A 20,073-nucleotide genomic window follows, 5' to 3' on the forward strand; every position below is an offset into this window, starting at 1 on the left:
GATGAAAACCGAGGACCAGTAATGGCGACCAAGACCATCGACCATGCCTTCACAGCCCGCTCCAAAACGGGCGCTGCGTTCGAGCCGACCTATTCCGGCGCGCTGTCGTTCATGCGGCGCAAATACACGAAGGACGTGAAGGGCGCGGACGCGGTCGTGTGGGGCATTCCGTTCGACGCCGCCGTCACCAACCGGCCAGGCGCGCGCTTCGGGCCGCAGGCTATACGCCGTGCCTCGGCGATCCTCGACAACGATCCCCAATACCCGTTTTCGCGCGACCTGTTCGAGCACCTCGCGGTGATCGATTATGGCGATTGCCTGCTCGATTCAGGCAACCACCAGAAGACGCCGGGCACGATCGAGCGCGAAGCGGCCAAGATCCTGAAGTCCGGCGCCTTCTTGCTGACGCTAGGCGGCGACCATTTCGTCACCTGGCCGCTGCTCAAGGCGCATGCCGCAATCCACGGGCCGCTCGCCCTGGTGCAGTTCGACGCGCATCAGGACACCTGGGAGGACGACGGCAAGCGCATCGACCACGGCTCCTTCGTCGGCCGCGCGGTCAAGGAAGGCATCATCGATCCCGACCGGTCGATCCAGATCGGCATCCGCACCCATGCCCCCGACACGTTCGGCATCAAGATTCTCCATGGCCATGAAATCGAGGAGATGCGTGCATCCGACATCGCCTACGCCATCGTCGACCGCACCGGAGGCAAGAAGACGTATCTGACGTTCGACATAGACTGCCTTGATCCGGCCTATGCGCCCGGCACCGGCACACCGGTTGCCGGCGGACCGTCCTCGGCGAAGATCCTGTCGACGCTGCGGCAGCTCAACCAGGTCGATATTGTCGGCGCCGATGTCGTGGAGGTTGCGCCGGCCTATGATCACGCCGATATAACGGCGATTGCCGGCTCGATGGTGGCCATGCAGTATCTCGGCCTGCTGGCGGAGCGAAAGGCCCGGCTCGAAGAGCTGAACAACGGCAACCACAACGGTGCCGCGGTGAATCATGGTAACGGCATATAGTCTTGAAATTTCAGGGAATTTGATCAGCCAATGAAACCGAAAATCTTCATCGACGGCGAGCACGGCACCACCGGCCTGCAGATCCGGGCGCTGCTTGCCGAGCGCGGCGACCTCGAGATCATTTCCATTCCCACCGAGCGCCGCAAGGAAACCGCGGCGCGCGCCGAATTCCTCAATGCCGCCGATATCGCGATCCTGTGCCTGCCGGACGACGCGGCGAAGGAAAGTGTCTCGCTGATCACCAATGACACGACCAAGGTCATCGATGCGTCGACCGCGCATCGCGTGGCCGAGGGCTGGGCGTATGGCTTCGCTGAAATGGACAGGGATCAGGCGAAGACGATCGCTTCGGCCAAGCGCATCGCCAACCCCGGCTGCTGGCCGCAGGGACCGATCGCGACGCTGCGGCCGCTGGTCACCGCCGGCCTGCTGCCGGCGGATTTCCCGATCACCGTCAACGGCATTTCGGGCTATTCGGGCGGCGGACGTCCGATGATCGAGGATTATGTCGCCAAGGGCGAGGATGCTTCGGAGTTCCTGCCCTACGGCCTCACCCTGCAGCACAAGCACGTGCCGGAATTGCGGGCCTATGCAAAGCTGTCGCATGACCCGATCATGCAGCCGGCGGTGGGCAATTTCGCCCAAGGCATGATCACCGTGGTGCCGCTGCAGCTCGGCGGCCTCGATCATGTGCCGAGCGGTGCCGAGCTGCATGCCGCGATTGCCGACCATTTCGCCGCGATCAAGGGCGGCGTGGTCGAGGTGGCGCCTTATGCGCATCTGGAACGCATGCCGGAGATCGACCCCGAGGTCTACAACGGCACCAACCGCATGAAGGTCTATGTCTTTGCCAACGACAAACGCGCGCAGGCACTGCTGCTGGCGGTCTACGACAATCTCGGCAAGGGCGCGTCGGGTGCCGCCGTCCAGAACATGGACCTGATGCTCGGGACCTAAAGCGCGTCGTCTTTCGGGGCCACTTTTGAGCGACATGCATTAATGGACGCACCAGCCTTCCCGGCGCGCTGGAAGGTCAGCGCGCCAGAACTCATCGCCGAGACGTTTTCGAGCCGCATCTGGAAGGTGCGGCGCGAGGACGGCTCGCCGGCCGTCGTCAAGGCGCTCAAGCCTTTCGACGACGTCGCCGACGAGTTGCGCGGCGAGCACTTCCTTGCCTGGCGGCGCGACGAAGGCGCGGTGCGCGTGCTTGGCCGCGACGGTCACAGCATGCTGCTCGAATTTGCCGGCGAAACACTGCTTTCCAAGGTTCTCGATGAGCAAGGCGACGAAATCGCCACCGAAATCGCCGCCGAGGTGATGGCAAGGCTGCTCTCGCCATCGAAGCACTCCTTCCCGTCCGAGCTTCAGCCGCTCAGGGAGCGGTTCGCCAGCCTTTTCAAGAAAGCCGCAACCGATCGCGCCAACGGCCACGGCAGCCTGTATGTCGAGGCTGGCGAAATTGCCGAACGGCTGTTGTCCAACCCTCACGATGTCAGGCCGCTGCACGGCGACCTGCACCACGAGAACATCCTGCATGGCCCGCGCGGCTGGCTGGCGATCGATCCGAAGGGCGTGCTCGGCGACCCCGGCTTCGACGCCGCCAACATGTTCTACAATCCGCTCGATCGTGATGCACTCTGCCTCGATCCGGAGCGGATCGCGCATATGGCCGAAGTCTTTGCCACGACGCTGAAGCAGACACTCGCAGCGATGCTGGACCACGCCATCGCCTATGGCTGCCTGTCCGCGGCCTGGCATCACGAGGACGACAACGCGGTCGAGGAGAACCGCGAACTGTCGATAGCCGCGGCGATCCGGACGGTGCGAGCCACTTTCTAAGTCCGTGGACGGTAGCAACGAATTCTGGATGTGATCGACCGATCGGCTCGCGATCAGGTCCGGAGCGCAACCTGGTGCGGCAGGGGGTAGGCACCCTTGGTGCCGCGCCAATGCGCGGCGGCAAAGCCCAGCACGATTAGCGCAAAACCCTGGTGCGTCAGCGCCATATGCAGCGGCACCTGCATCAGCAGCGTACCGATGCCGATCGAGGCCTGCACCAGCACCAGCACAAACAGCAGCGTCGCGCGGCGCGCATGGGTTGAACCGGGCAGCCGCCGACGCGTCGCGATCATGTGCCAGAGAGCGACGGCGAAGACCGTGTAGGCGCCGAGCCGGTGGACGAACTGCACCGTCTTCGGGCTCTCGAAGAAATTGCGCCATGCCGGCTCGAGAATCAGCAGATCGCCCGGGATGATCCTGCCGTCCATCAGCGGCCAGGTGTTGTAGCTCATGCCGGCATCGAGGCCGGCGACCAGGCCGCCGAGATAAATCTGGATCAGCGCCAACAGCACGATGAACCCGGCCAGGCGCTGCGTCGAGCGATCGGCGGCGGGTTCGGAATGCGGCGCCAATCCACGCGCGACGACCATGGTGGCGGTGAAGATCAGTGCCGCCAGCGTCAGGTGGGTCGCCAGCCTGTATTGGCTCACCGACACGCGGTCGACCAGGCCCGAGGCCACCATCCACCAGCCGATGGCGCCCTGCAAACCGCCGAGGAGCAGAATCCCGACCAGATTGGGCCCAAGGCCGCGCTCGATGCGGCGCGTCGCCCAGAAGGCCAGCAGCGGCAAGGCAAAGACCAGGCCGACGCTGCGTGCCAGCAGGCGATGTGCCCATTCCCACCAGAAGATCGACTTGAACGCCTCGATGCTCATGCCCTTGTTGAGCTCGGTGTATTGGGGGATCTGCTGGTATCGCTGGAATTCCTCTTGCCACTCGGCGTCGTTGAGCGGCGGGATGACGCCATGGATCGGCTGCCATTGCGTGATCGACAGGCCGGACTCGGTAAGGCGGGTGGCGCCCCCGACCAGCACCAGCGCGAACAGAACCAGAAGCACGACATAAAGCCAGCCGCGCAGCAGTGCGCGGTTGTGCAGGTCGCGGTCGCGGGCCACGTACGGCGCGGCGGCTGAAATGGCAGCCATGATCTATTCCCGGCAGGTTGAGGTCGCGGATTGGTGGACCATCGCACCCGTGCTGGCAAGGCCGTCCGGCGCGGCACGCCGTCGCGCCGTCCGCCGCGGGTTGCGCGTGCCCCGCGTTCGGCTTAAGCGAGTGCAATCAACGAGGCCAAGCCATGTCCATTCGCCTGAAAAAGCTGATCGGAATGTTCCTGCTGGTGGCACTGGTCATCATCTATGCGCTGGTCGCCTCGATCTTCGCGGTCGCCCGGCTGTCGGAGTCCGGTGCGCTGGTGCAGTTCCTGTTCTTCCTGCTCAGCGGCCTGCTCTGGGTGCTGCCAGCGATGGGCATCATCAAATGGCTGATGCTGGAGCCGCGGGCCAAGCGCTGAGCTTTGCACTGGCCTTAGCCAGGCAAATCGTCAGATCGTCACAACCATCTTGCCGGCATTGGCGAGCGGCGTCGTCACGCCCGACAGCATGGTGCGGATGTGGGCGAGGCTCTGGTAGCGGCCGTTGACCGAGAGGCGCGGCAAGGCATGCGGGAAGCCAGCGTGCTCGGCGCGCAGCACGCCGTGGCGGGTCGTCACCGCGGAGGCATAGCCGGCATCACGGGCAAAGCCCACTTCGCGGCAGCCGACGGCACTGGCATAGCCATAGGGGTAGGCGAAATGACGGGGCTCGGCGCCAAGCTCAGCCCCCAACATGTCCTTCACAGCGCCGATCTCGTGCCGTGCGCCGGCCTCGGAAAGCCGCTTCAGATTGCTGTGATTGATGGTGTGGGCACCGATCGTCACCAGCGGGTGCGCCGCGATGGTGCGGATCTCATCCCAGTTCATCAACGTGCGCCGGCGCGACGCATCCACGTCGATGCCATTTGCACTTGCCAGTTCGCGCAGCACGGTCCGCAAGTCTTCCTCGCGAACTTCGGTGGTGAAGTAGGTGTGCAGCCGGGCGATGGCCTGGTGTTTCCTGGCGGGGGTCTTGCAAGCGATCAGCACCGGGCCGTTCGAGGTCGCCAAGGTCAGGCTGTCGGACGCGTTGACGATGTCCTCGACCACGTCCCACCACAGATCGGCGGTGCCGTCGATCAGCCCCGGCGCGACATAGATGGTGATCGGCGCGCCGTGCTTTTCCAGCACCGGCAGAGCCTCGGTCAAATTGTCCCGGTAGGCGTCGTCGGCGGTGATGGTGGCGAACCGGCCACCCTTGCCGCCTGCCTTGATGCGCTCGATCGCCTCGTCCATCGAAACGAAGGCATAGCCGCCCGCCTTCATGTCGGCGATCATGGCGTCGAGGAAGTTGGGCGAGATGTTGAGGTGCCGGTTGACGCTGTGGGGCTTTTCCGGCGTCGCTGTCACGCGGTGCAGCATCAAGATGGCGCCGATGCCGCCGACAAACGGCCTGGCCAGCGGTGCGAGGCCGGTATAGCGGGCGACGTTGAGCGCCAGTTTCCGGATTGCCTCCCCGCCGTCGATCATTCATTCACCTTTTGCGCCTAGGCTGATCCAAGCACAGAATACGCCTGAGCGAACCCCAAATCGGGATCAATACGCCCTAAGGATTGAGGTATGGTTGACGCATCGGCGTCATTTGACGGCAATCGGCTCACCGCGACCGAAGCCTCGCCACGGGCCCTGCCGAAAGATGCCGCGGGGCTGTCGGTCTGGGTTGCCGGCGCCGAAGCGCTCGCGGCCTATGCGGGGTTCTGCCGCTCTGCGCTCTACGCTCCGGCACAGGGCGCGATATGGATCCTGAACTGGGCCGCGCAGGTCAGGCCCGATCCGATCGTCGCAACGCTCGCTCTCGAAGGCAAACCGGTGCTGGCGCTGGCGCTGGAGGTGACCCGCCGCGGCCCGTTCCGGGTCGCCCGTTTCATGGGCGGCAGGCACGCCAACGGCAATTTTGCCGCCGCAGACCCGCAATGGCTGGCCAGGGCGGATGTCGCGGCCATCCGGACGTTGCTTGCCGCCATTGCCAGGGCGCGCCCCGACATCGATCTCATCGCGCTGGAACGACTGCTGCCCGATCTCGACGGCGTCGCCAATCCCTTCGCATCGTTCGATCATTTTGCCAGCTCCAACCTTGCGCTGGCCGTCGATCTCGACGGCGGCTTCGACGCGTTGCTGGCGCGTGCGAGCGGCAAGCGCAAACGCAAGAAGCATCGCTCGCAGACACGCAAGTTCGAGGCCGTCGGCAGCCATCGGCGCATTACGGCCGCCACGCCGGAAGAGGTGAACAGGCTGCTCGACGCCTTCTTCGAAATGAAGGAATCCCGCTTCCGCAAGATGGGCATTGCCAACGTCTTCGGCGACGACCACACGCGCGCTTTCTTCCGGGCATTGTTCGGGCAAGCCTTGGCCGAACAAAAACCCTCCTTCGTGCTGCACGGGCTGGAGGTTGCCGGCAGGCTGCGCGCCGTCACCGGATCGAGCTTTTCGGGCAAACGCGTGATCTGTGAGTTCGGAGCGATCTCCGAGGACGATCTCGCTCACACCAGTCCCGGCGACTTCCTGTTCTTCGACAACATCCAGGAAGCCTGCGAGACCGGCTTTGAGGTCTATGATTTCTCGGTCGGCGACGAGCCCTACAAGCGGCTGTGGTGCGATATCGAAATCCGGCATTTCGAGGTGCTGGTCCCGCTGACGCTGAAGGGCCGCGCGCTGGCACAGGGGCTTCGCCAGGGCACGCGACTGAAGGCTTTCGTCAAGAACAGCCCGGTGGCCTGGAAGCTGACCAAGATGCTGCGCCGCAAGGCCGCTGGACAGCCGGCGCCCGCCGCCGTCGAAGACGACAGCTAGGCTTGCGGCGGCTTGCTTTCGGCAGGCCTCGACCTCGAAGCATGACGCCGATGCAAGCGACTGGCCAAGACCGGTCATCTCTGCTGAAATCCTTCGACCGCAGCCATCGCCGCGAAATGAGCATCATGAAGCCGACCATCCGCGCGCTGTCGCTTGAAGAACTGGAGGTCCTCGTCGACTGGGCAGCTGCCGAGGGCTGGAACCCCGGCCTTGAAGATGCCGCGCTGTTCCAGACAGCGGATCCAGAGGGTTTCATCGGTGCCTTTGTCGGCAACGAAATGGTCGCCGCGATCTCGGCCGTGGCCTATGGGCACGATTTCGGTTTCATCGGTCTCTACATCTGCCGTCCGGACATGCGCGGCAAGGGTTACGGCAAGATGGTGTGGACCGCGGGCATGGACCGGCTGGCCGGGCGCACCATCGGGCTCGATGGCGTCGAGGAGCAGCAGGCCAACTACCAGAGCAAGGGATTCACGCCGGTCTACGAAACCATCCGCTACAGCGGGCGCCCCGCAGCCGCGTCCATCGGCGCCGAGCGGCCTCGCATGGTGACGGCGCAACTGATGCCCGCCATCATCGCCTATGATGCACTTTGCTTTCCCGCATCCCGGAGTTCCTTCCTGCGGCGATGGGTGCAGCCGCCGCACCATGCGCTGGCGGCGATCACGCCGCGAGGAATGGCGGGTTATGCGGTGGCGCGATCCTGCCGCAGCGGCTTCAAGATCGGCCCGCTTTTCGCCGACGACATGCAGACCGCGGTCGGATTGCTCGAGGAACTGGCGAGCATATGCGAGGGTGGCGACCTGAACATCGACGTACCGGCCACCCAGGTGGATTTCATCGCGGCACTCGCCGCGGCGGGTTTCTCACCGACCTTCACCACCACCCGCATGTACAAAGGACCGCCGCCGAAGCTCGACGCCAACAGGATATTCGGCGTGACGACGCTTGAACTCGGATAGTCCGAAGCCTGCCTTCGGACAGCGGTTCCTTCAGGCGGCGGAACGGCGTCCCGGGGTGCCCGGCGGTTCGTGGCCGATCGGCGTCACCAGCGTCAGGTCGGGATAACCGCTCTCGATCAGCTTGACCGCAGCCTGCGCCACCTCGTCGTCGGGCTCGAGCATGGACAGGAACACCTCGGTGGCATCGCCGCCCAGCCGGCTGATGCCTTGTGCGTCGGCCGGTCCGCATTCGACCACCACCAGATCATAGGCCGTGGTCAGCGACTGCATGATGATCGGCAGCCGGTCGGCGGCGCGCATGGCGCGGACCGGATCGGCGGTGCCGACTGGAATGACGTGGCAGTCGGAATAGAGATCGGCATGGATCACGTCGCTGAACTGCGCCTGCGAAGCGAGCAGATCGGTGATGCCGGGGAAAAGCCCGCTGTCCAGCATCGGCCGCGAGGCGGCGCCCGAGGCGGTAAGGTCGAGCAGCAGGACGCGCAGGCCGGCGTCGGAAACCTCGCGCGCGACCAGGATCGCCGATGCGGCCGCCTCGTCGCCTTCGGGCGAAACGAATATGGCGCGCGCGGCCCCGCTCGCGATCAGCTTTTCAGCGGCCTTCTCGATGTCGATCTCGCCAAGCACCGAGCGTGGCCGCGCCGCCACAACAGGCTCGGGCTCTGGCACGGATTCAGTCTCGGCAACAGGCTCAACAGCAGGCCGTGCCTCCGGATCCGAGATCGTTTCGGGGGGCCATGGCGTCTCGGCGGCACGGTTGACGGCCTCGCTGGGGATTAGCGGTTCCAGGCGGTCGGATGGCTCGGAGCGAGCTGTCGCCGGCATCGCCACCTCATTGATCGGCTCGAAGCGGGCGCCACTGGCCGGGCGCATGGCGCGGCCCGAAAAGAGTTCCTGCAACAGCGTGAGCACCGCCATCAGCAGCAGCGAGGCCGCGAAAGCCGCGCCGACGATCGGCCCGATCTTGGGGAAATAGGCTTCCGACGGCACCGAGGCCTTCGAGACGATCCTGGCGTCGACCGGCAGATATTTGCGATCCTGGCGCGAAGCCGCCTCGCGGTAGTTGGTGAGATAAAGTTCGAGTTGCTGGCGCTTGGCCGCCGCATCGCGCTGCAATGCGTCGAGATCGACCTGCTGTTCACCGGCCTGGGCCGACGCCGCCTTCAACGTGTTGACGTCGGCGACAAGCTGGTTCTCACGGGCCTTGGCGGTCTCAGCCTGCATCAACAGGCCTTTCATCACCTTCTGGGCCTCGCTGCGGATCTGTGCGTCGAGATCGGACAGCTGCGATTTCAGCGCGCGAATGCGCGGGTGATTGTCGAGCAGCGTCGTCGACAGATCGGCGATGTTGGTGCGCAGTTCGACCTGACGCTCGCGCAGACGCTGGATCAGGTCGGATGACAGAACTTCCGGCACCGCGTCCAGCGAGCCGCCATTCTGCAGCGCCTTGCGCACACCGTCGGCTGTCGCTTCGGCCGCGGCGCGATTGGCGCGCACTTTCGACAGTTCGCTCGACAATTCCGAAAGCTGCTGGGTGGCGAGCACCGAATTGTTGCCGCCCATCAAAAGATCGGACTGCGCGCGATAGGACGCGACCTTCGCCTCGGCATCCTTGACCTGCCGCTGCAGGGCGGCGATCTCCGGCGCCAGGAAGTCGGCGGCGGCGTTGTTCGATTCGAGCTTTGCCGCGCCCTGGCCGGCAATATAGGCGGCGGCAATGCCGTCGGGTATGGCGGCCGCGAGCTTTGGATCCTCCGATGAGAACTCGATGGCGATGATGCGGGTCTTCTCGACGCCATAGACGTTGAGCTTTTCGTGCATTTTCTTGAGCACGCGTTCTTCCGTCGGAATTTCCATCGGGTCGCTTTTCAGTCCGACCAGGACCAAAAGGCGGCTCAGCGGCGACATGTCGAGCGCATCGTTGAACTCGGGCAGTTTCTCAAGGCCAAGCTTCTGCGCGACCTGCTTGAGGATTTCGTTGGAGGAAATGATCTGGACCTGGGTGGCGACGCCCTGTTCATCGAGAATCGGCTTGTCGGGGTCGCTGTTGTTGCTGGCCGGCCGCGTGTACACGGATTCGCGCGGCACGATCTCCACCTGAGTCTCCGCCTTGTAGTGCCGGGTTGCCAGCGACGCCAAGGCGAAGGCCAGCCCCGTCACCACCAGAACGACAAGGACTGTGCGCAGCCAGCGCCTTGCCAGGCTGGCGAAGAGCTGCTTGAGGTCAACATCGACATCTGCGGCCGCGGACTGAACGGACATGCATCCCTACTCCGAAACTGGGTCACGATGCACCGTAAACAACTATGGTAACTCAGCCGTTAAGACCAAGGTAAGCTCTCGTTAGGACTTGCTGGCGAGCGGCAAGAAAAAAACGATAAAATACCAAAATCCTTGCCGGGCGCGGACGGTATCGGCCGGCTCCTTTACCGGCCATTAACCCTAACAGGATGATAACGAGCCTCGATATCAGATGTTTGCTGCGACGCCGCAGCGGCCAGTCGAAGGTACGTGTCCGGTCATGAAAAGCACTGCTTCCCTCTTTCGCGCGCTGCTTACCGTATCGATGTTTGCCGTATCGATGCTCGCCGGCTGCTCCAGCTACCGGCCGACGCCGGCGGCCTTCCATGAGGTTCTCGACCAACCCTATCGTCTCGGCGCCGGCGACCGCGTCCGCGTCACGGTGTTCGAACAGGACGGGCTGACCAACACCTACAGCGTCGACCAGTCCGGCTATCTCTCTTTCCCGCTTGTCGGCGCCATACCCGCCCGTGGCCACACCGCGCAGCAGATGGAAAAGGAGATCGCCGACAAGTTGCGGCAAGGCTATCTTCGCGATCCCGATGTTTCCGTCGAGATCGATCGCTACCGGCCGATCTTCGTCATGGGCGAAGTGGGCGCCGCCGGCCAGTATTCCTATGTGCCCGGCCTGACGGTGCAGAAGGCCATCGCCATTGCCGGAGGCTTCACACCGCGCGCCAACCAGGAGAGCGTCGACATCACCCGCGACATCAACGGCAAGGTGATGACCGGCCGCGTGGTCACCTCGGATCCGCTGCTGCCCGGAGATACCGTCTACGTCCGCGAACGCCTGTTCTGACTGGCACCACGTGGCGGACAAGCTCAGGATCGTCCACTGCTTTCGTTCACCAGTTGGAGGAATTTTCCGGCATGTGCGCGACCTGACCGAAGCCCAGGTCGCCGCCGGTCATGCGGTCGGCATCGTCTGTGATTCGACCACCGGGGGCGAATTCGAGGAGCGCCTGTTCGAGCAGATGAAGGACGTGCTGGCGCTCGGCATCCATCGCACGCCAATGCAGCGCCATGTCGGCCTGGGCGACCTCGCCTCGGCCCGGCGCACCTACAGGATCATCAAGGAATTGCAGCCGAACGTTCTGCACGGGCACGGCGCCAAGGGTGGTGCCTATGCCCGTCTGTTCGGCTCATTGTTGCGGGTATCAAGGTCTCGCGTAGCCCGCCTTTATTCGCCGCATGGCGGTTCTCTCCACTATGACGAGAGCACCGTCACCGGAAAGCTGTTCTTCGCGCTGGAGCGCATCATGGCGCGCTTCACCGATTGCCTGTTGTTCGTCTCCGACTACGAGCGGCTGACCTATCGCAGGAAGGTCGGCGAGCCGCCGATCCCGAACACGCTGGCCTACAATGGACTTCGCCCCGCCGAATTCGAGCCGGTTGTCCCCAGCGCCGACGCGGCGGACCTGCTCTACATCGGCATGATGCGGGACCTCAAGGGTCCCGACATCTTCATCGATGCCCTGGCCCTCGCCGGACCCCGGCTCGGCCGCGCGCTGAGCGCGGTGATGGTGGGCGACGGCGACGACCTGCCGCGCTACCACGCACAGGTGAAGCGCCTCGGACTTGAAGGCCATGTGCGTTTCCTGCCGCCGATGCCGGCCCGGGAGGCGTTTTTGCTGGCGGCGCTCGTCGTGGTTCCCTCGCGCGCCGAAGCCATGCCCTACATCGTGCTGGAAACGCTTGCCGCGGCAAGACCCATGATCGCGACCGCCGTCGGCGGCATACCGGAGATTTTCGGGTCAAACTCCCCTGCCCTGATTCGACCCGACCCGACCGAACTCGTCGACAAGATGAGCCAGGCGCTGACCGATCTTGCGGCCTACGGCAAGCTGATGCCCGACGATGCCAGCCTCAGGGCGCGCTTCGGAGCCGACGTCATGGCCGCCGAAATCGAGAAGGCCTACTTCGCCGCGCTCGACAAGTAGGGCCAGGCCCTTCCAAAGCCATGCGTTGTTTCAAGGGTTTCTTAGCTCTCTTTTGCTAATCACCCAGGGGAAGCTTGCGGACTGTTCCATGAATGAGATCGACCCCGCGCGCCGCTTTTCACCAGAAGCAGTGCGTAAACTCGACGTTCCGACCGATGGCAATGCGCCCGGCGGCATGAACGATGTTGCCCGGCAGGTCGCCTCGCAGTACCGACGGGACACGATGTCGCCGATCATGGTCAGCGGTGTCCTTCGCATGGTCGAATTCGGGGTGCTTCTGGTTTCGGGCCTCTGCGTCTATTTCCACTATGTCGGGTTCTTCAACTATCTCGCCTGGCAATATCCGCTGACGATCGCCGCCGCGTCATTCCTGGCGGTGGTGCTGCTCGACGTCACCGACTGCTACCAGGTCGTGTCCCTGATGCGGCCTATCGCCAATTTCGGCCGCATCTTGCTGGTCTGGGCCGGCGCCTTTGCGCTGATGGCCCTGACGGCCTTCGCCATGAAGATGTCGCAGGACTATTCGCGACTGCTGTTCGGCACGTGGTTCGTCGTCGGCTTCGTCTGCCTCTTCAGTCTCAGGCTGGTGATGTCGAGGCTGATCCGGCGCTGGGCACGCGATGGCCGCATGGAGCGGCGCGCCGTCATCGTCGGCGGCGGCAAGGCCGCGGAAGTCCTGATCCGCTCGGTCGAGAAGCAGCCCTACAACGACATCCGCATCTGCGGCATCTTCGATGACCGCAACGACAAGCGCTCGCCGCCGCTCGTCGCCGGTTATCCCAAACTCGGCACCATTTCCGAGCTGATCGAATTCGCCCGCATCGCGCGCATCGATATGCTGATCGTGTCGCTGCCGCTGACCGCCGAATCGCGCGTGCTGCAGCTTTTGAAGAAGCTGTGGGTGCTGCCGGTCGATATCCGCCTGTCCGCGCATTCCAACGCGCTGCAGTTTCGCCCGCGCGCCTACTCCTACATCGGCTCGGTGCCGATGCTCGACATCTTCGACAAGCCGATCAACGACTGGGATTCGGTCGCCAAGCGCGCCTTCGACATCATCTTCAGCCTGATCGGCATCGTCGTGTTCTCGCCCGTGATGCTGGCCACCGCCATCGCCATCAAGCTCGACAGCAAGGGGCCGGTGCTGTTTCGTCAGAAGCGGCATGGTTTCAACAACGAGATCATCGAGGTCTACAAGTTCCGCTCGATGTACACGGACCGGTCGGACCCGACCGCCAAGCAGACGGTGACCCGCAACGACCCGCGCGTCACCCGTGTTGGCCGCTTCATCCGCAAGACCTCGATCGACGAATTGCCGCAGTTCTTCAACTCGCTTTTGGGCTCGCTGTCGCTGGTCGGTCCGCGCCCGCATGCGATCGCCGCGCAGTCGCACAACCTTCTCTACAACGAAGTGGTCGACGGCTATTTCGCCCGCCACAAGGTCAAGCCCGGCGTCACCGGCTGGGCGCAGATCAATGGCTGGCGCGGCGAGATGGACACCAACGAGAAGATCCGCATGCGGACCGAATACGACCTTTACTACATCGAGAACTGGTCGCTGCTGTTCGATCTCAGGATCCTTTTCCTTACACCGATCCGCTTGCTCAACACGGAAAACGCCTATTGAGCGCGACCTCCTTCGAGCTGCCGCAGGCCGCCGTCAACGCCAAGCTGATCGCGATGATCTCTTCGGGGGCGGTCGTGCTGGGCATCCTGCTGTCCGGTTTCGTCATCAGCGAACCGGCGCCCTATGAACTCTACATGGCCGGGCTGATCGCCATCTGGGCTCTTTTCGGCCTCAGGATTTCCCGTGCGGCCCTGCCGCTGCTGGTGCTGCTGGTGACGATGAACATCGGCGGCATGATTTCGATGACGCAGATGGCGGATCTCGCCAACACGCCGCTCTACCTTGCCGTGTCCCTGTTCCTCGCCTTCAGCGCGGTGTTCTTCGCCTCGGTGACAGCCACGCACCCAGGCCTCTATCGGCCGATCTTCATTGCCTATGTGATCTCCGCTGTGATGACCTCGCTGCTCGGCATAGCAGGCTATTTCCATGCCTTCCCCGGCGCCGAGATGTTCACCAAATACGACCGCGCCGCCGGCGCCTTCCAGGACCCGAACGTATTCGGGCCATTCCTGGTGCTGCCCGGCATCTACCTGCTCTATTTGATCCTGACCGGCTCGGTTTCGCGCATGCCGCTGCTGGCGGTGCCGCTGCTGATCATCACCGCCGGCATCTTCTTCTCGTTCTCGCGCGGCGCCTGGGGCATGTTCGCGGTTTCGGCGGTGCTGCTCACCGGCTGCCTGTTCCTGCAGAGCGCCAGCGGCATGTTCCGGCTGCGCGTGGTGATCATGACCGTCGCCGCGCTGTCGCTGCTGACGATCGCCATCATCGTCATCCTGCAGCTGCCCGGGGTGTCGGAAATGTTCTCCAACCGCGCGCATCTCGAACAGAGCTACGACACCGCCCGCCTCGGCCGCTTCGCCCGCTACGCGATCGGCTTCCAGATGGCGATGGAGCATCCGTTCGGCATCGGGCCGCTGGTCTTCGGCACGATCTTCGGCGAGGACACGCACGACATCTGGCTGAAGATGCTGATGGATTATGGCTGGCTCGGCTTCGTGTCGTTCCTGACGCTCGTCCTGTGGACGATAGCAGCCGGGTTCCGCATCCTGCTGCGCGACCGGCCGTGGCAGCCCTATCTCTTGTGCGCCTATGTCGCCTTCATCGGCAATGTCGGGCTTGGCACCTTCATCGACATCGACCATTGGCGCCATATGTACCTGCTGCTAGGCCTGATCTGGGGCGCCATCGCCCTGGAATACCGCCATCAGCGGCTGTTGCGGCCGGTATTGCGCGGCTCACCGACACCTGCGATCGCGGCAACATAATAAACGCCGAATTTCGGTTGACCCGAGCGGGGTTATCACGATACATCGCGACCGGTCCGGAGTGTAGCGCAGCCCGGTAGCGCACTTGACTGGGGGTCAAGGGGTCGTCGGTTCGAATCCGGCCACTCCGACCATTTTAGAACAAGGACTTGCCCCAAAAGTCCTACTCTCAGTTCCGGCGTACTTCGCAGGATGACTGATGGAGTAACAGAGCTGCTTTGAGCTCTTTCATTGATTTCCGAGCGTTCCCTGCGACTATCGACGGGTATGTAGGGGAATTCGAGATGGTGATCTGTCGCGCTACTCTGGCGTGCATATTCTATGGTGCATCGAACTGCAGCCGGCCTCTGGTGGGGAACTCCGTGCGTTCGGACACGACATTTCGATACTGAAGAACAAGGTTGGTCAAACTCAGGATCAGCTATCAGTCGATGGAAAAGTCATACACACAAACGAGTATGTCAGTTTCGACGAAATCGCCGTCGTAAACGGCACGCCAATCATTGTCGGCGACTCGAGCCCGGGTGGCAATGCATGCGACGCAAGCCCTTCGTTTTGTCTTTTCCGGCGGGAAAAGCGCCTCGGCTTTGGGGTGCGGGCTTTCTTTCATGCCCGAATGAAAACCGCACACCTGACGTCTTCCTCAAGGAATCGCTCTACTGGTGAAGATCTGGTCCGTTGACTGATAGGTGGATGTCGGGGCCGAGCGCTCTACAATCCCTTTACTGGGCTCGATTTGCGCCTGGAAGTGTCAGGTCAGTGTAGGCACAGTGATCGATGAAAGATTGGGCCAAGGCAAAATACAGCTAGTTGCAAAAAGGTCACATACTTTTTACACCGTCCCGGCTATTGTCATGGACGGGGGAATTACTTGGGTTGGGAGAAATACGTGAATAAATTCTTAGCAGTTTTCGCTGTTGCCGCCCTGTCGGCAAGCACTGCCTCAGCAGCCGAGGTGGTGGCCCCTGTTGCGGGGTCGGCCTATGACTGGAGCGGTTTCTATGCCGGCGGCCATATCGGCGTTGCAAATGGTGACATCACGGCGACGGACATGACCGAGCCAAACGGCGGCTTTTTCACCGAGCTCGTTCCGGCCGGAACAGAGGGCTTTGACTTCAACAAAGCCGGCGTAGCCGGGGGTATCCATGCGGGCGCGCAATGGCAGTGGGGGCAATTCGTTCTGGGCGGCGAGGCGACCTGGACGGCAACGGGCATCCGCAAAACCATCACCAGTCCCTATTATTCGGACAGTGACACCGAGACCGCGAAGATCTCGAATTATGCCACGGTCGTTGGCCGTGTCGGCTACGCTTTCGATCGCGTGCTGATTTATGCGAAGGCGGGCTATGCCGGCGGCAAGGTGGATTTCCGCGCCCGAGACAATGACGCTCTCGTGTCCTACGAGAAGAATGAGTGGCAGAACGGCTATGCGCTCGGCGCCGGCATCGACTATGCTCTTACGAACAACCTCTCGCTGGGCGTGGACTACACCCACATTGACCTCGGTCATAAGACGAGCACGGGCGACAACGTTTACGATGACGGGCACCTCGGTGACAATCCTGAGACGTATCGCACCGAGGCAAAGGTCGATGCCGTGATGGCCAGGCTAACCTACAAGTTCGGAATGGGTCAGTAGTTAGCCGTTTGGGCTTCAGCATCTAAGCGTCACAGGGAGCCCGCGAGGAGCTCCCGATTCGCATTTGGTTTTCATGACGCCATTGGTCGATTAGGGCGACGGCCCTGCCCGGTCGCGGCCTATCCCTGGCAGACATCGACCCACTCTGCGCCTGTAAGCTCAACCATCCTCAGCGGCGCAATCCGCACGGCGGCGTTGGTGGCGCCTGCTGCAGGCACAACCTCTTCGAATTCGCGCAGCGACACGTCGCAATAGACCGGCAGCGGCGCCGGCAGGCCGAACGGGCAGACACCGCCGACCGGATGGCTCGTGGCGGCGACGACTTCCTCTGTGTCCAGCATGCGCGGCTTGCCGGCGAACTGATCCTTGAACTTGCGGTTGTCCAGCCTTGCGATACCGCTGGTCACGACCAGCATGGTGCGGTCGCCGACGCGAAGGCAGATCGTCTTGGCGATCTGCGCCGGCAACACGCCATGCGCCTGCGCCGCCAGCGTCACAGTCGCCGAACTCGCTTCGGTGACGATGACCTCGATGTCAGGCGCATGAGCGGCGAAGAACGCACGAACGGATTCCAGGCTCATATCGAAGACCCCAGGGTTCAAGGATGCCGCGCGTATAAACACGTGCGATTTGCAAGTCGGCAAGCCCGGCCGGCAGTAAAACCCCAACAAGAAACCCGCCAAGGGGCCTTGGCGGGTTTCTCGGGCATGCCTGGCACTGGTTTATGCCAGGGGTCGGCCTTGTGCGGCCGGAGTGGTGGCTGCCGAAGCAATGAGAGTGTCCTGAGGAAGCCGAAGCGCGGACGCAATACGACGCAGCTTCGCCGGATCGGCTGCCCTGCCGTTCTCGATGTCCTCGATTTCGTCGACCGACAGGCCGCACGTCAAGGAAAGCTCTTCCAAACTGTATCCGCGGGTTTCCCGCATGGCCTTGAGGGCACTGTAATCTTGCCCGATCTCACTGGCTAACGGTTCGGAGAGGGCATGGCTTTTTGCATTTTTGGGCATTGGCAACTCCGTTGGCTGAAAGAGTTTGATCAAAATGGGATGTTGCCTGAGACGATGGGAAGATGCCCGCTCAGCGGCGATTTGCCAAGTCCCAAAAAGACCGTCACGCTATCGTGAAGCAGGGGGTCCGCGCGGCGCCCCGGCCACCTCGTCCCGATCAAGTTGTTTTGAACGCCGAAGCGCCTTTTGCTCGGCATTTTGGCCACGCCCATTCGTTGTCCTGGCGTTGCTGGCATGAAAGCCGATCGGCTCCTGCTAGCCTTTTCCTGGCCAGCCTTTTCCCAGAAGGACATACGCAAATGAAGCTCAAGACATCCCTCCTCGTGCTCGGCACGATTTCCATGCTTTCCGGCGCTGGCGCGGCTGCCGCCCAAGCGGCGGATGCGCTGCGCGTGCGCGGCACGGTCGTCAGTTTCGAACCATCGCTGCTCACGGTCAAAACCCGCCAGGGTGAAACCTCGGCGATCAAGCTCAATGCCGGCTGGAAGGTTTCAGGCGTCGCCAGCGTCTCCATGAAGGACATCAAGCAGGGCGATTTCCTCGGCATCGCCTCCGTCTCGAAGGCGGATGGCGGCAGCGGCGCGCTGGAAGTGGTGGTCTTTCCGGCAGCTCTGAAGGGCACCGGCGAGGGTGATCGGCCATGGGACCTGCAGCCGAACAGCCGCATGACCAACGGCACCGTCGCCGACGTCACCGACATCAACGGACGAGCCGTCACGCTGACCTACGACAACGGGCAGACCAAGAAGATCTCGATACCCGACAGCACGCCTGTCGTGACCTTCGCCCCGGCCACGCCGACCGATCTCAAGCCAGGCGCAACGGTCTTCGTCACCGCGCAGCGCGAGGCTGACGGCATACTGAGCTCCAGCCGCGTCGTGGTGGGAAACAAAGGCGTGGTACCGCCGATGTAGTGGAAACCCGCGGCAAAACGCGGCTTTTGGCCTGCGCGGTGAAGACGGTGAAAGCCTGGATTCCCGGAAATAGTCCAGAAACAAGATTCTACAATCGGGAAATACTGACGAAAAAATCAGGGAGCGTAATCGCCATCGCGGCGGTCGGGTTGTCGGCCCGTTTCATACCTGTCCGCGAAAAGAAGGAAACGATCCATGAAGAAGTCCCTCCTCTCCGCCCTCGGGCTTGCAGTCGCGCTTGCTTTCACGGTGCCGGTAATCGGTGCAACAAGCGCTGATGCGGCCCCGATGGCAAAGCATCATCGTCACCACCATCATCATCGCCACCACCATCGCTATCACCGTCACCACCACCATCATCACCACCACATGAAGAAGATGGGCAACAAGGCCTAAGTACCGGGATTGCCAATGAGAAAACCGGCCTTGGCCCTGTTCAAGGCTGGTCTTCTCCTGATTCAAGAGGCTCGATTGCGGGCCGTATCTATCCGGCGTTCGCCGGCGACATCGGCGGCTCTGGCGGTTCGACCGATCCGCGTTCCTGCGGCGGCGCCACAAAGGTGCCGTGGCCGACGCACTTCGCGCTCGGCTCGCATGGACGCGCCTCAGCGCCGGCTGAACAGCAGGCTGGCAACCAGGCCGAGCACCACAAGACCGACCGCCGCGGCCGCCGCCGGATGGTCACGGGCCGATTTTTCGATCACCCTGCCCTGCTTGCGGATCGCCGGCATGGCATCGCGCAGGCGTCCGGCCAGATCTGAATAGGTGTCGAGCGCGGCGTCACGACCGTCTTCGTAGTAAGCGCCGCTCCGTTGGGAGACGGCCTTTTTCAACGCCGCCAATTCCCTGGAGAGGGCCGCGACCTGCCTATCGAGGTCAATGTCCGAAAGGGTCGAGAACGATGCCATGACGTGCTTCCTTCATTTGCAGAAGGAAACGTAACGCCTCACCCCCAGGCGGGTTCCGGTTTGCGCACCGGAGCCTTCGTGCGCCGGTCAGCGCACCTGGTCGAGCAGGCGCTTGCATTCCAGGAGGTCGAACAGCGCCTCCTGGAGCAGCGCGCGATTGTCACGCGAGAGTTTCGACGCGTCCGGCTGGACCGGACCTTCCTCATCGCCCTTGCCGAGGCCGAAAAAGCGCCGGCTGGGCTTGACCCTTGGCTGGCCAACCAGTTCATCGTCCCCGCCGCGTGGCTGCGCCGCCGGCGTCAGCGGCACCTGGTCGGCCTGCTTGCGCTGCGAGATCGCCTCGACGGCGGCCATGTCGCCATTGCCGATGGCGACCAGGAAATGATTGCCGTTTTCGCGCAGCAGCTTCTGCACGCCTTTGATCGTGTAGCCCTGGTCATAGAGCATGTGACGGATGCCCTTGATCAGTTCGACGTCCTGCGGGCGGTAGTAGCGGCGGCCGCCGCCACGCTTCATCGGCTTGATCTGGTTGAAGCGCGTCTCCCAGAAACGCAGCACATGCTGTGGCAGGTCGAGATCTTCGGCGACCTCGCTGATGGTACGGAAGGCGTCAGGGCTCTTGTCCATGGGCGAAATCCTCACGCTGGAGCGTGATCCGGAACGGTCTTCAGACGGGATCACGCTCAACCAAGAGAAAGCTCATTCCGTTTGCACGGAATGGAT

The 20,073-nt window shown here is 63.0% G+C and carries 20 protein-coding genes and 1 tRNA gene; 14 read left to right on the forward strand and 7 right to left on the reverse strand.

All coding sequences use genetic code 11. From position 1 onward, the window contains the following. Positions 1–21 precede the first annotated feature (21 nt). The 3 genes from speB to AC0NIH_RS24020 are packed head-to-tail and all read left to right on the forward strand — an operon-like array spanning position 22 to position 2,868. Complete coding sequence (gene speB / locus AC0NIH_RS24010) at positions 22–1,029, forward strand: agmatinase (RefSeq protein ID WP_473466730.1); 1,008 nt, start codon at positions 22–24, stop codon at positions 1,027–1,029. A gap of 30 nt (positions 1,030–1,059) precedes the next feature. Then, positions 1,060–1,986 (forward strand): N-acetyl-gamma-glutamyl-phosphate reductase, encoded by a 927-nt coding sequence (argC, locus tag AC0NIH_RS24015; protein ID WP_473466728.1) that lies wholly within the window; start codon positions 1,060–1,062, stop codon positions 1,984–1,986. Between the two features lie 42 nt (positions 1,987–2,028). After that, positions 2,029–2,868: an aminoglycoside phosphotransferase family protein gene (locus AC0NIH_RS24020; RefSeq protein WP_473466726.1), complete on the forward strand. Its 840-nt coding sequence runs from the start codon at positions 2,029–2,031 to the stop codon at positions 2,866–2,868. Between the two features lie 53 nt (positions 2,869–2,921). On the opposite strand, the gene AC0NIH_RS24025 is transcribed toward AC0NIH_RS24020, so the two are convergent. Beyond that, entirely contained in the window at positions 2,922–4,013 is a 1,092-nt protein-coding gene (locus AC0NIH_RS24025; protein WP_473466724.1) for a COX15/CtaA family protein, read from the reverse strand. Between the two features lie 152 nt (positions 4,014–4,165). Here AC0NIH_RS24025 and AC0NIH_RS24030 point away from each other — a divergent pair, with 152 nt between their 5' ends. Beyond that, on the forward strand, positions 4,166–4,381 hold the full coding sequence (locus AC0NIH_RS24030; protein WP_473466723.1) for a DUF2842 domain-containing protein: 216 nt from the start codon (positions 4,166–4,168) through the stop codon (positions 4,379–4,381). A 30-nt stretch (positions 4,382–4,411) separates the two neighbouring features. Here AC0NIH_RS24030 and AC0NIH_RS24035 read toward each other — a convergent pair whose 3' ends face one another. Beyond that, positions 4,412–5,470, reverse strand: a complete 1,059-nt coding sequence (locus AC0NIH_RS24035; RefSeq protein WP_473466721.1) for a polysaccharide deacetylase family protein — start codon at positions 5,468–5,470, stop codon at positions 4,412–4,414. Between the two features lie 90 nt (positions 5,471–5,560). Between AC0NIH_RS24035 and AC0NIH_RS24040 the strand changes: the two genes are divergently transcribed. Together AC0NIH_RS24040 and AC0NIH_RS24045 are read left to right on the forward strand one after the other, a co-directional pair. Further along, a complete protein-coding gene (locus AC0NIH_RS24040) occupies positions 5,561–6,790 on the forward strand; it encodes a GNAT family N-acetyltransferase (RefSeq protein WP_473466719.1) in 1,230 nt (409 codons plus the stop codon). 125 nt (positions 6,791–6,915) lie between these two features. Then, on the forward strand, positions 6,916–7,752 hold the full coding sequence (locus AC0NIH_RS24045; protein WP_473466799.1) for a GNAT family N-acetyltransferase: 837 nt from the start codon (positions 6,916–6,918) through the stop codon (positions 7,750–7,752). Positions 7,753–7,782: 30 nt separating this feature from the next. On the opposite strand, the gene AC0NIH_RS24050 is transcribed toward AC0NIH_RS24045, so the two are convergent. Then, complete coding sequence (locus tag AC0NIH_RS24050) at positions 7,783–10,014, reverse strand: GumC family protein (protein WP_473466717.1); 2,232 nt, start codon at positions 10,012–10,014, stop codon at positions 7,783–7,785. 259 nt (positions 10,015–10,273) lie between these two features. On the opposite strand from AC0NIH_RS24050, the gene AC0NIH_RS24055 reads away from it, so the two are divergent. The 6 genes from AC0NIH_RS24055 to AC0NIH_RS24080 all read left to right on the forward strand — a co-directional run bounded on the left by AC0NIH_RS24055 (position 10,274) and on the right by AC0NIH_RS24080 (position 16,521). Continuing rightward, on the forward strand, positions 10,274–10,852 hold the full coding sequence (locus tag AC0NIH_RS24055; protein ID WP_434221316.1) for a polysaccharide biosynthesis/export family protein: 579 nt from the start codon (positions 10,274–10,276) through the stop codon (positions 10,850–10,852). Between the two features lie 10 nt (positions 10,853–10,862). Beyond that, entirely contained in the window at positions 10,863–11,993 is a 1,131-nt protein-coding gene (locus AC0NIH_RS24060) for a glycosyltransferase (RefSeq protein ID WP_473466714.1), read from the forward strand. Positions 11,994–12,081: 88 nt separating this feature from the next. After that, a complete protein-coding gene (locus tag AC0NIH_RS24065) occupies positions 12,082–13,617 on the forward strand; it encodes an undecaprenyl-phosphate glucose phosphotransferase (RefSeq protein ID WP_473466712.1) in 1,536 nt (511 codons plus the stop codon). Further along, positions 13,614–14,882, forward strand: a complete 1,269-nt coding sequence (locus AC0NIH_RS24070; RefSeq protein ID WP_473466710.1) for an O-antigen ligase family protein — start codon at positions 13,614–13,616, stop codon at positions 14,880–14,882. Before AC0NIH_RS24065 ends, AC0NIH_RS24070 begins: the two co-directional genes overlap by 4 nt. Positions 14,883–14,939: 57 nt before the next feature. After that, positions 14,940–15,016: transfer RNA gene (locus AC0NIH_RS24075), tRNA-Pro, on the forward strand. 755 nt (positions 15,017–15,771) lie between these two features. Continuing rightward, positions 15,772–16,521: an outer membrane protein gene (locus AC0NIH_RS24080; protein ID WP_352711545.1), complete on the forward strand. Its 750-nt coding sequence runs from the start codon at positions 15,772–15,774 to the stop codon at positions 16,519–16,521. Positions 16,522–16,640: 119 nt separating this feature from the next. Here AC0NIH_RS24080 and AC0NIH_RS24085 read toward each other — a convergent pair whose 3' ends face one another. Further along, positions 16,641–17,102, reverse strand: a complete 462-nt coding sequence (locus AC0NIH_RS24085) for a YbaK/EbsC family protein (protein ID WP_473466708.1) — start codon at positions 17,100–17,102, stop codon at positions 16,641–16,643. Positions 17,103–17,243: 141 nt separating this feature from the next. Then, a complete protein-coding gene (locus AC0NIH_RS24090) occupies positions 17,244–17,528 on the reverse strand; it encodes a helix-turn-helix domain-containing protein (RefSeq protein ID WP_023764088.1) in 285 nt (94 codons plus the stop codon). Positions 17,529–17,827: 299 nt separating this feature from the next. On the opposite strand from AC0NIH_RS24090, the gene AC0NIH_RS24095 reads away from it, so the two are divergent. Continuing rightward, complete coding sequence (locus tag AC0NIH_RS24095) at positions 17,828–18,442, forward strand: hypothetical protein (RefSeq protein ID WP_473466706.1); 615 nt, start codon at positions 17,828–17,830, stop codon at positions 18,440–18,442. Positions 18,443–18,637: 195 nt separating this feature from the next. Continuing rightward, a complete protein-coding gene (locus AC0NIH_RS24100) occupies positions 18,638–18,838 on the forward strand; it encodes a hypothetical protein (RefSeq protein WP_084018278.1) in 201 nt (66 codons plus the stop codon). 209 nt (positions 18,839–19,047) lie between these two features. Here the strand turns inward: AC0NIH_RS24100 and AC0NIH_RS24105 are convergent, their stop codons facing one another. Beyond that, on the reverse strand, positions 19,048–19,350 hold the full coding sequence (locus AC0NIH_RS24105; protein ID WP_013895973.1) for a hypothetical protein: 303 nt from the start codon (positions 19,348–19,350) through the stop codon (positions 19,048–19,050). A gap of 87 nt (positions 19,351–19,437) precedes the next feature. Then, entirely contained in the window at positions 19,438–19,977 is a 540-nt protein-coding gene (locus tag AC0NIH_RS24110) for a MerR family transcriptional regulator (protein WP_013895974.1), read from the reverse strand. Positions 19,978–20,073: the final 96 nt, after the last annotated feature.

It is taken from the genome of Mesorhizobium sp. WSM1386 (assembly GCF_055901595.1).

Bases quoted from the DNA above. Each gene is read 5' to 3' on its own strand.
- speB (WP_473466730.1), top strand. From the start codon at position 22: ATGGCGACCAAGACCATCGACCATGCCTTCACAGCCCGCTCCAAAACG.
- argC (WP_473466728.1), top strand. From the start codon at position 1,060: ATGAAACCGAAAATCTTCATCGACGGCGAGCACGGCACCACCGGCCTG.
- AC0NIH_RS24020 (WP_473466726.1), top strand. From the start codon at position 2,029: ATGGACGCACCAGCCTTCCCGGCGCGCTGGAAGGTCAGCGCGCCAGAA.
- AC0NIH_RS24025 (WP_473466724.1), bottom strand. From the start codon at position 4,013: ATGGCTGCCATTTCAGCCGCCGCGCCGTACGTGGCCCGCGACCGCGAC.
- AC0NIH_RS24030 (WP_473466723.1), top strand. From the start codon at position 4,166: ATGTCCATTCGCCTGAAAAAGCTGATCGGAATGTTCCTGCTGGTGGCA.
- AC0NIH_RS24035 (WP_473466721.1), bottom strand. From the start codon at position 5,470: ATGATCGACGGCGGGGAGGCAATCCGGAAACTGGCGCTCAACGTCGCC.
- AC0NIH_RS24040 (WP_473466719.1), top strand. From the start codon at position 5,561: ATGGTTGACGCATCGGCGTCATTTGACGGCAATCGGCTCACCGCGACC.
- AC0NIH_RS24045 (WP_473466799.1), top strand. From the start codon at position 6,916: ATGAAGCCGACCATCCGCGCGCTGTCGCTTGAAGAACTGGAGGTCCTC.
- AC0NIH_RS24050 (WP_473466717.1), bottom strand. From the start codon at position 10,014: ATGTCCGTTCAGTCCGCGGCCGCAGATGTCGATGTTGACCTCAAGCAG.
- AC0NIH_RS24055 (WP_434221316.1), top strand. From the start codon at position 10,274: ATGAAAAGCACTGCTTCCCTCTTTCGCGCGCTGCTTACCGTATCGATG.
- AC0NIH_RS24065 (WP_473466712.1), top strand. From the start codon at position 12,082: ATGAATGAGATCGACCCCGCGCGCCGCTTTTCACCAGAAGCAGTGCGT.
- AC0NIH_RS24085 (WP_473466708.1), bottom strand. From the start codon at position 17,102: ATGAGCCTGGAATCCGTTCGTGCGTTCTTCGCCGCTCATGCGCCTGAC.
- AC0NIH_RS24090 (WP_023764088.1), bottom strand. From the start codon at position 17,528: ATGCCCAAAAATGCAAAAAGCCATGCCCTCTCCGAACCGTTAGCCAGT.
- AC0NIH_RS24095 (WP_473466706.1), top strand. From the start codon at position 17,828: ATGAAGCTCAAGACATCCCTCCTCGTGCTCGGCACGATTTCCATGCTT.
- AC0NIH_RS24100 (WP_084018278.1), top strand. From the start codon at position 18,638: ATGAAGAAGTCCCTCCTCTCCGCCCTCGGGCTTGCAGTCGCGCTTGCT.
- AC0NIH_RS24105 (WP_013895973.1), bottom strand. From the start codon at position 19,350: ATGGCATCGTTCTCGACCCTTTCGGACATTGACCTCGATAGGCAGGTC.
- AC0NIH_RS24110 (WP_013895974.1), bottom strand. From the start codon at position 19,977: ATGGACAAGAGCCCTGACGCCTTCCGTACCATCAGCGAGGTCGCCGAA.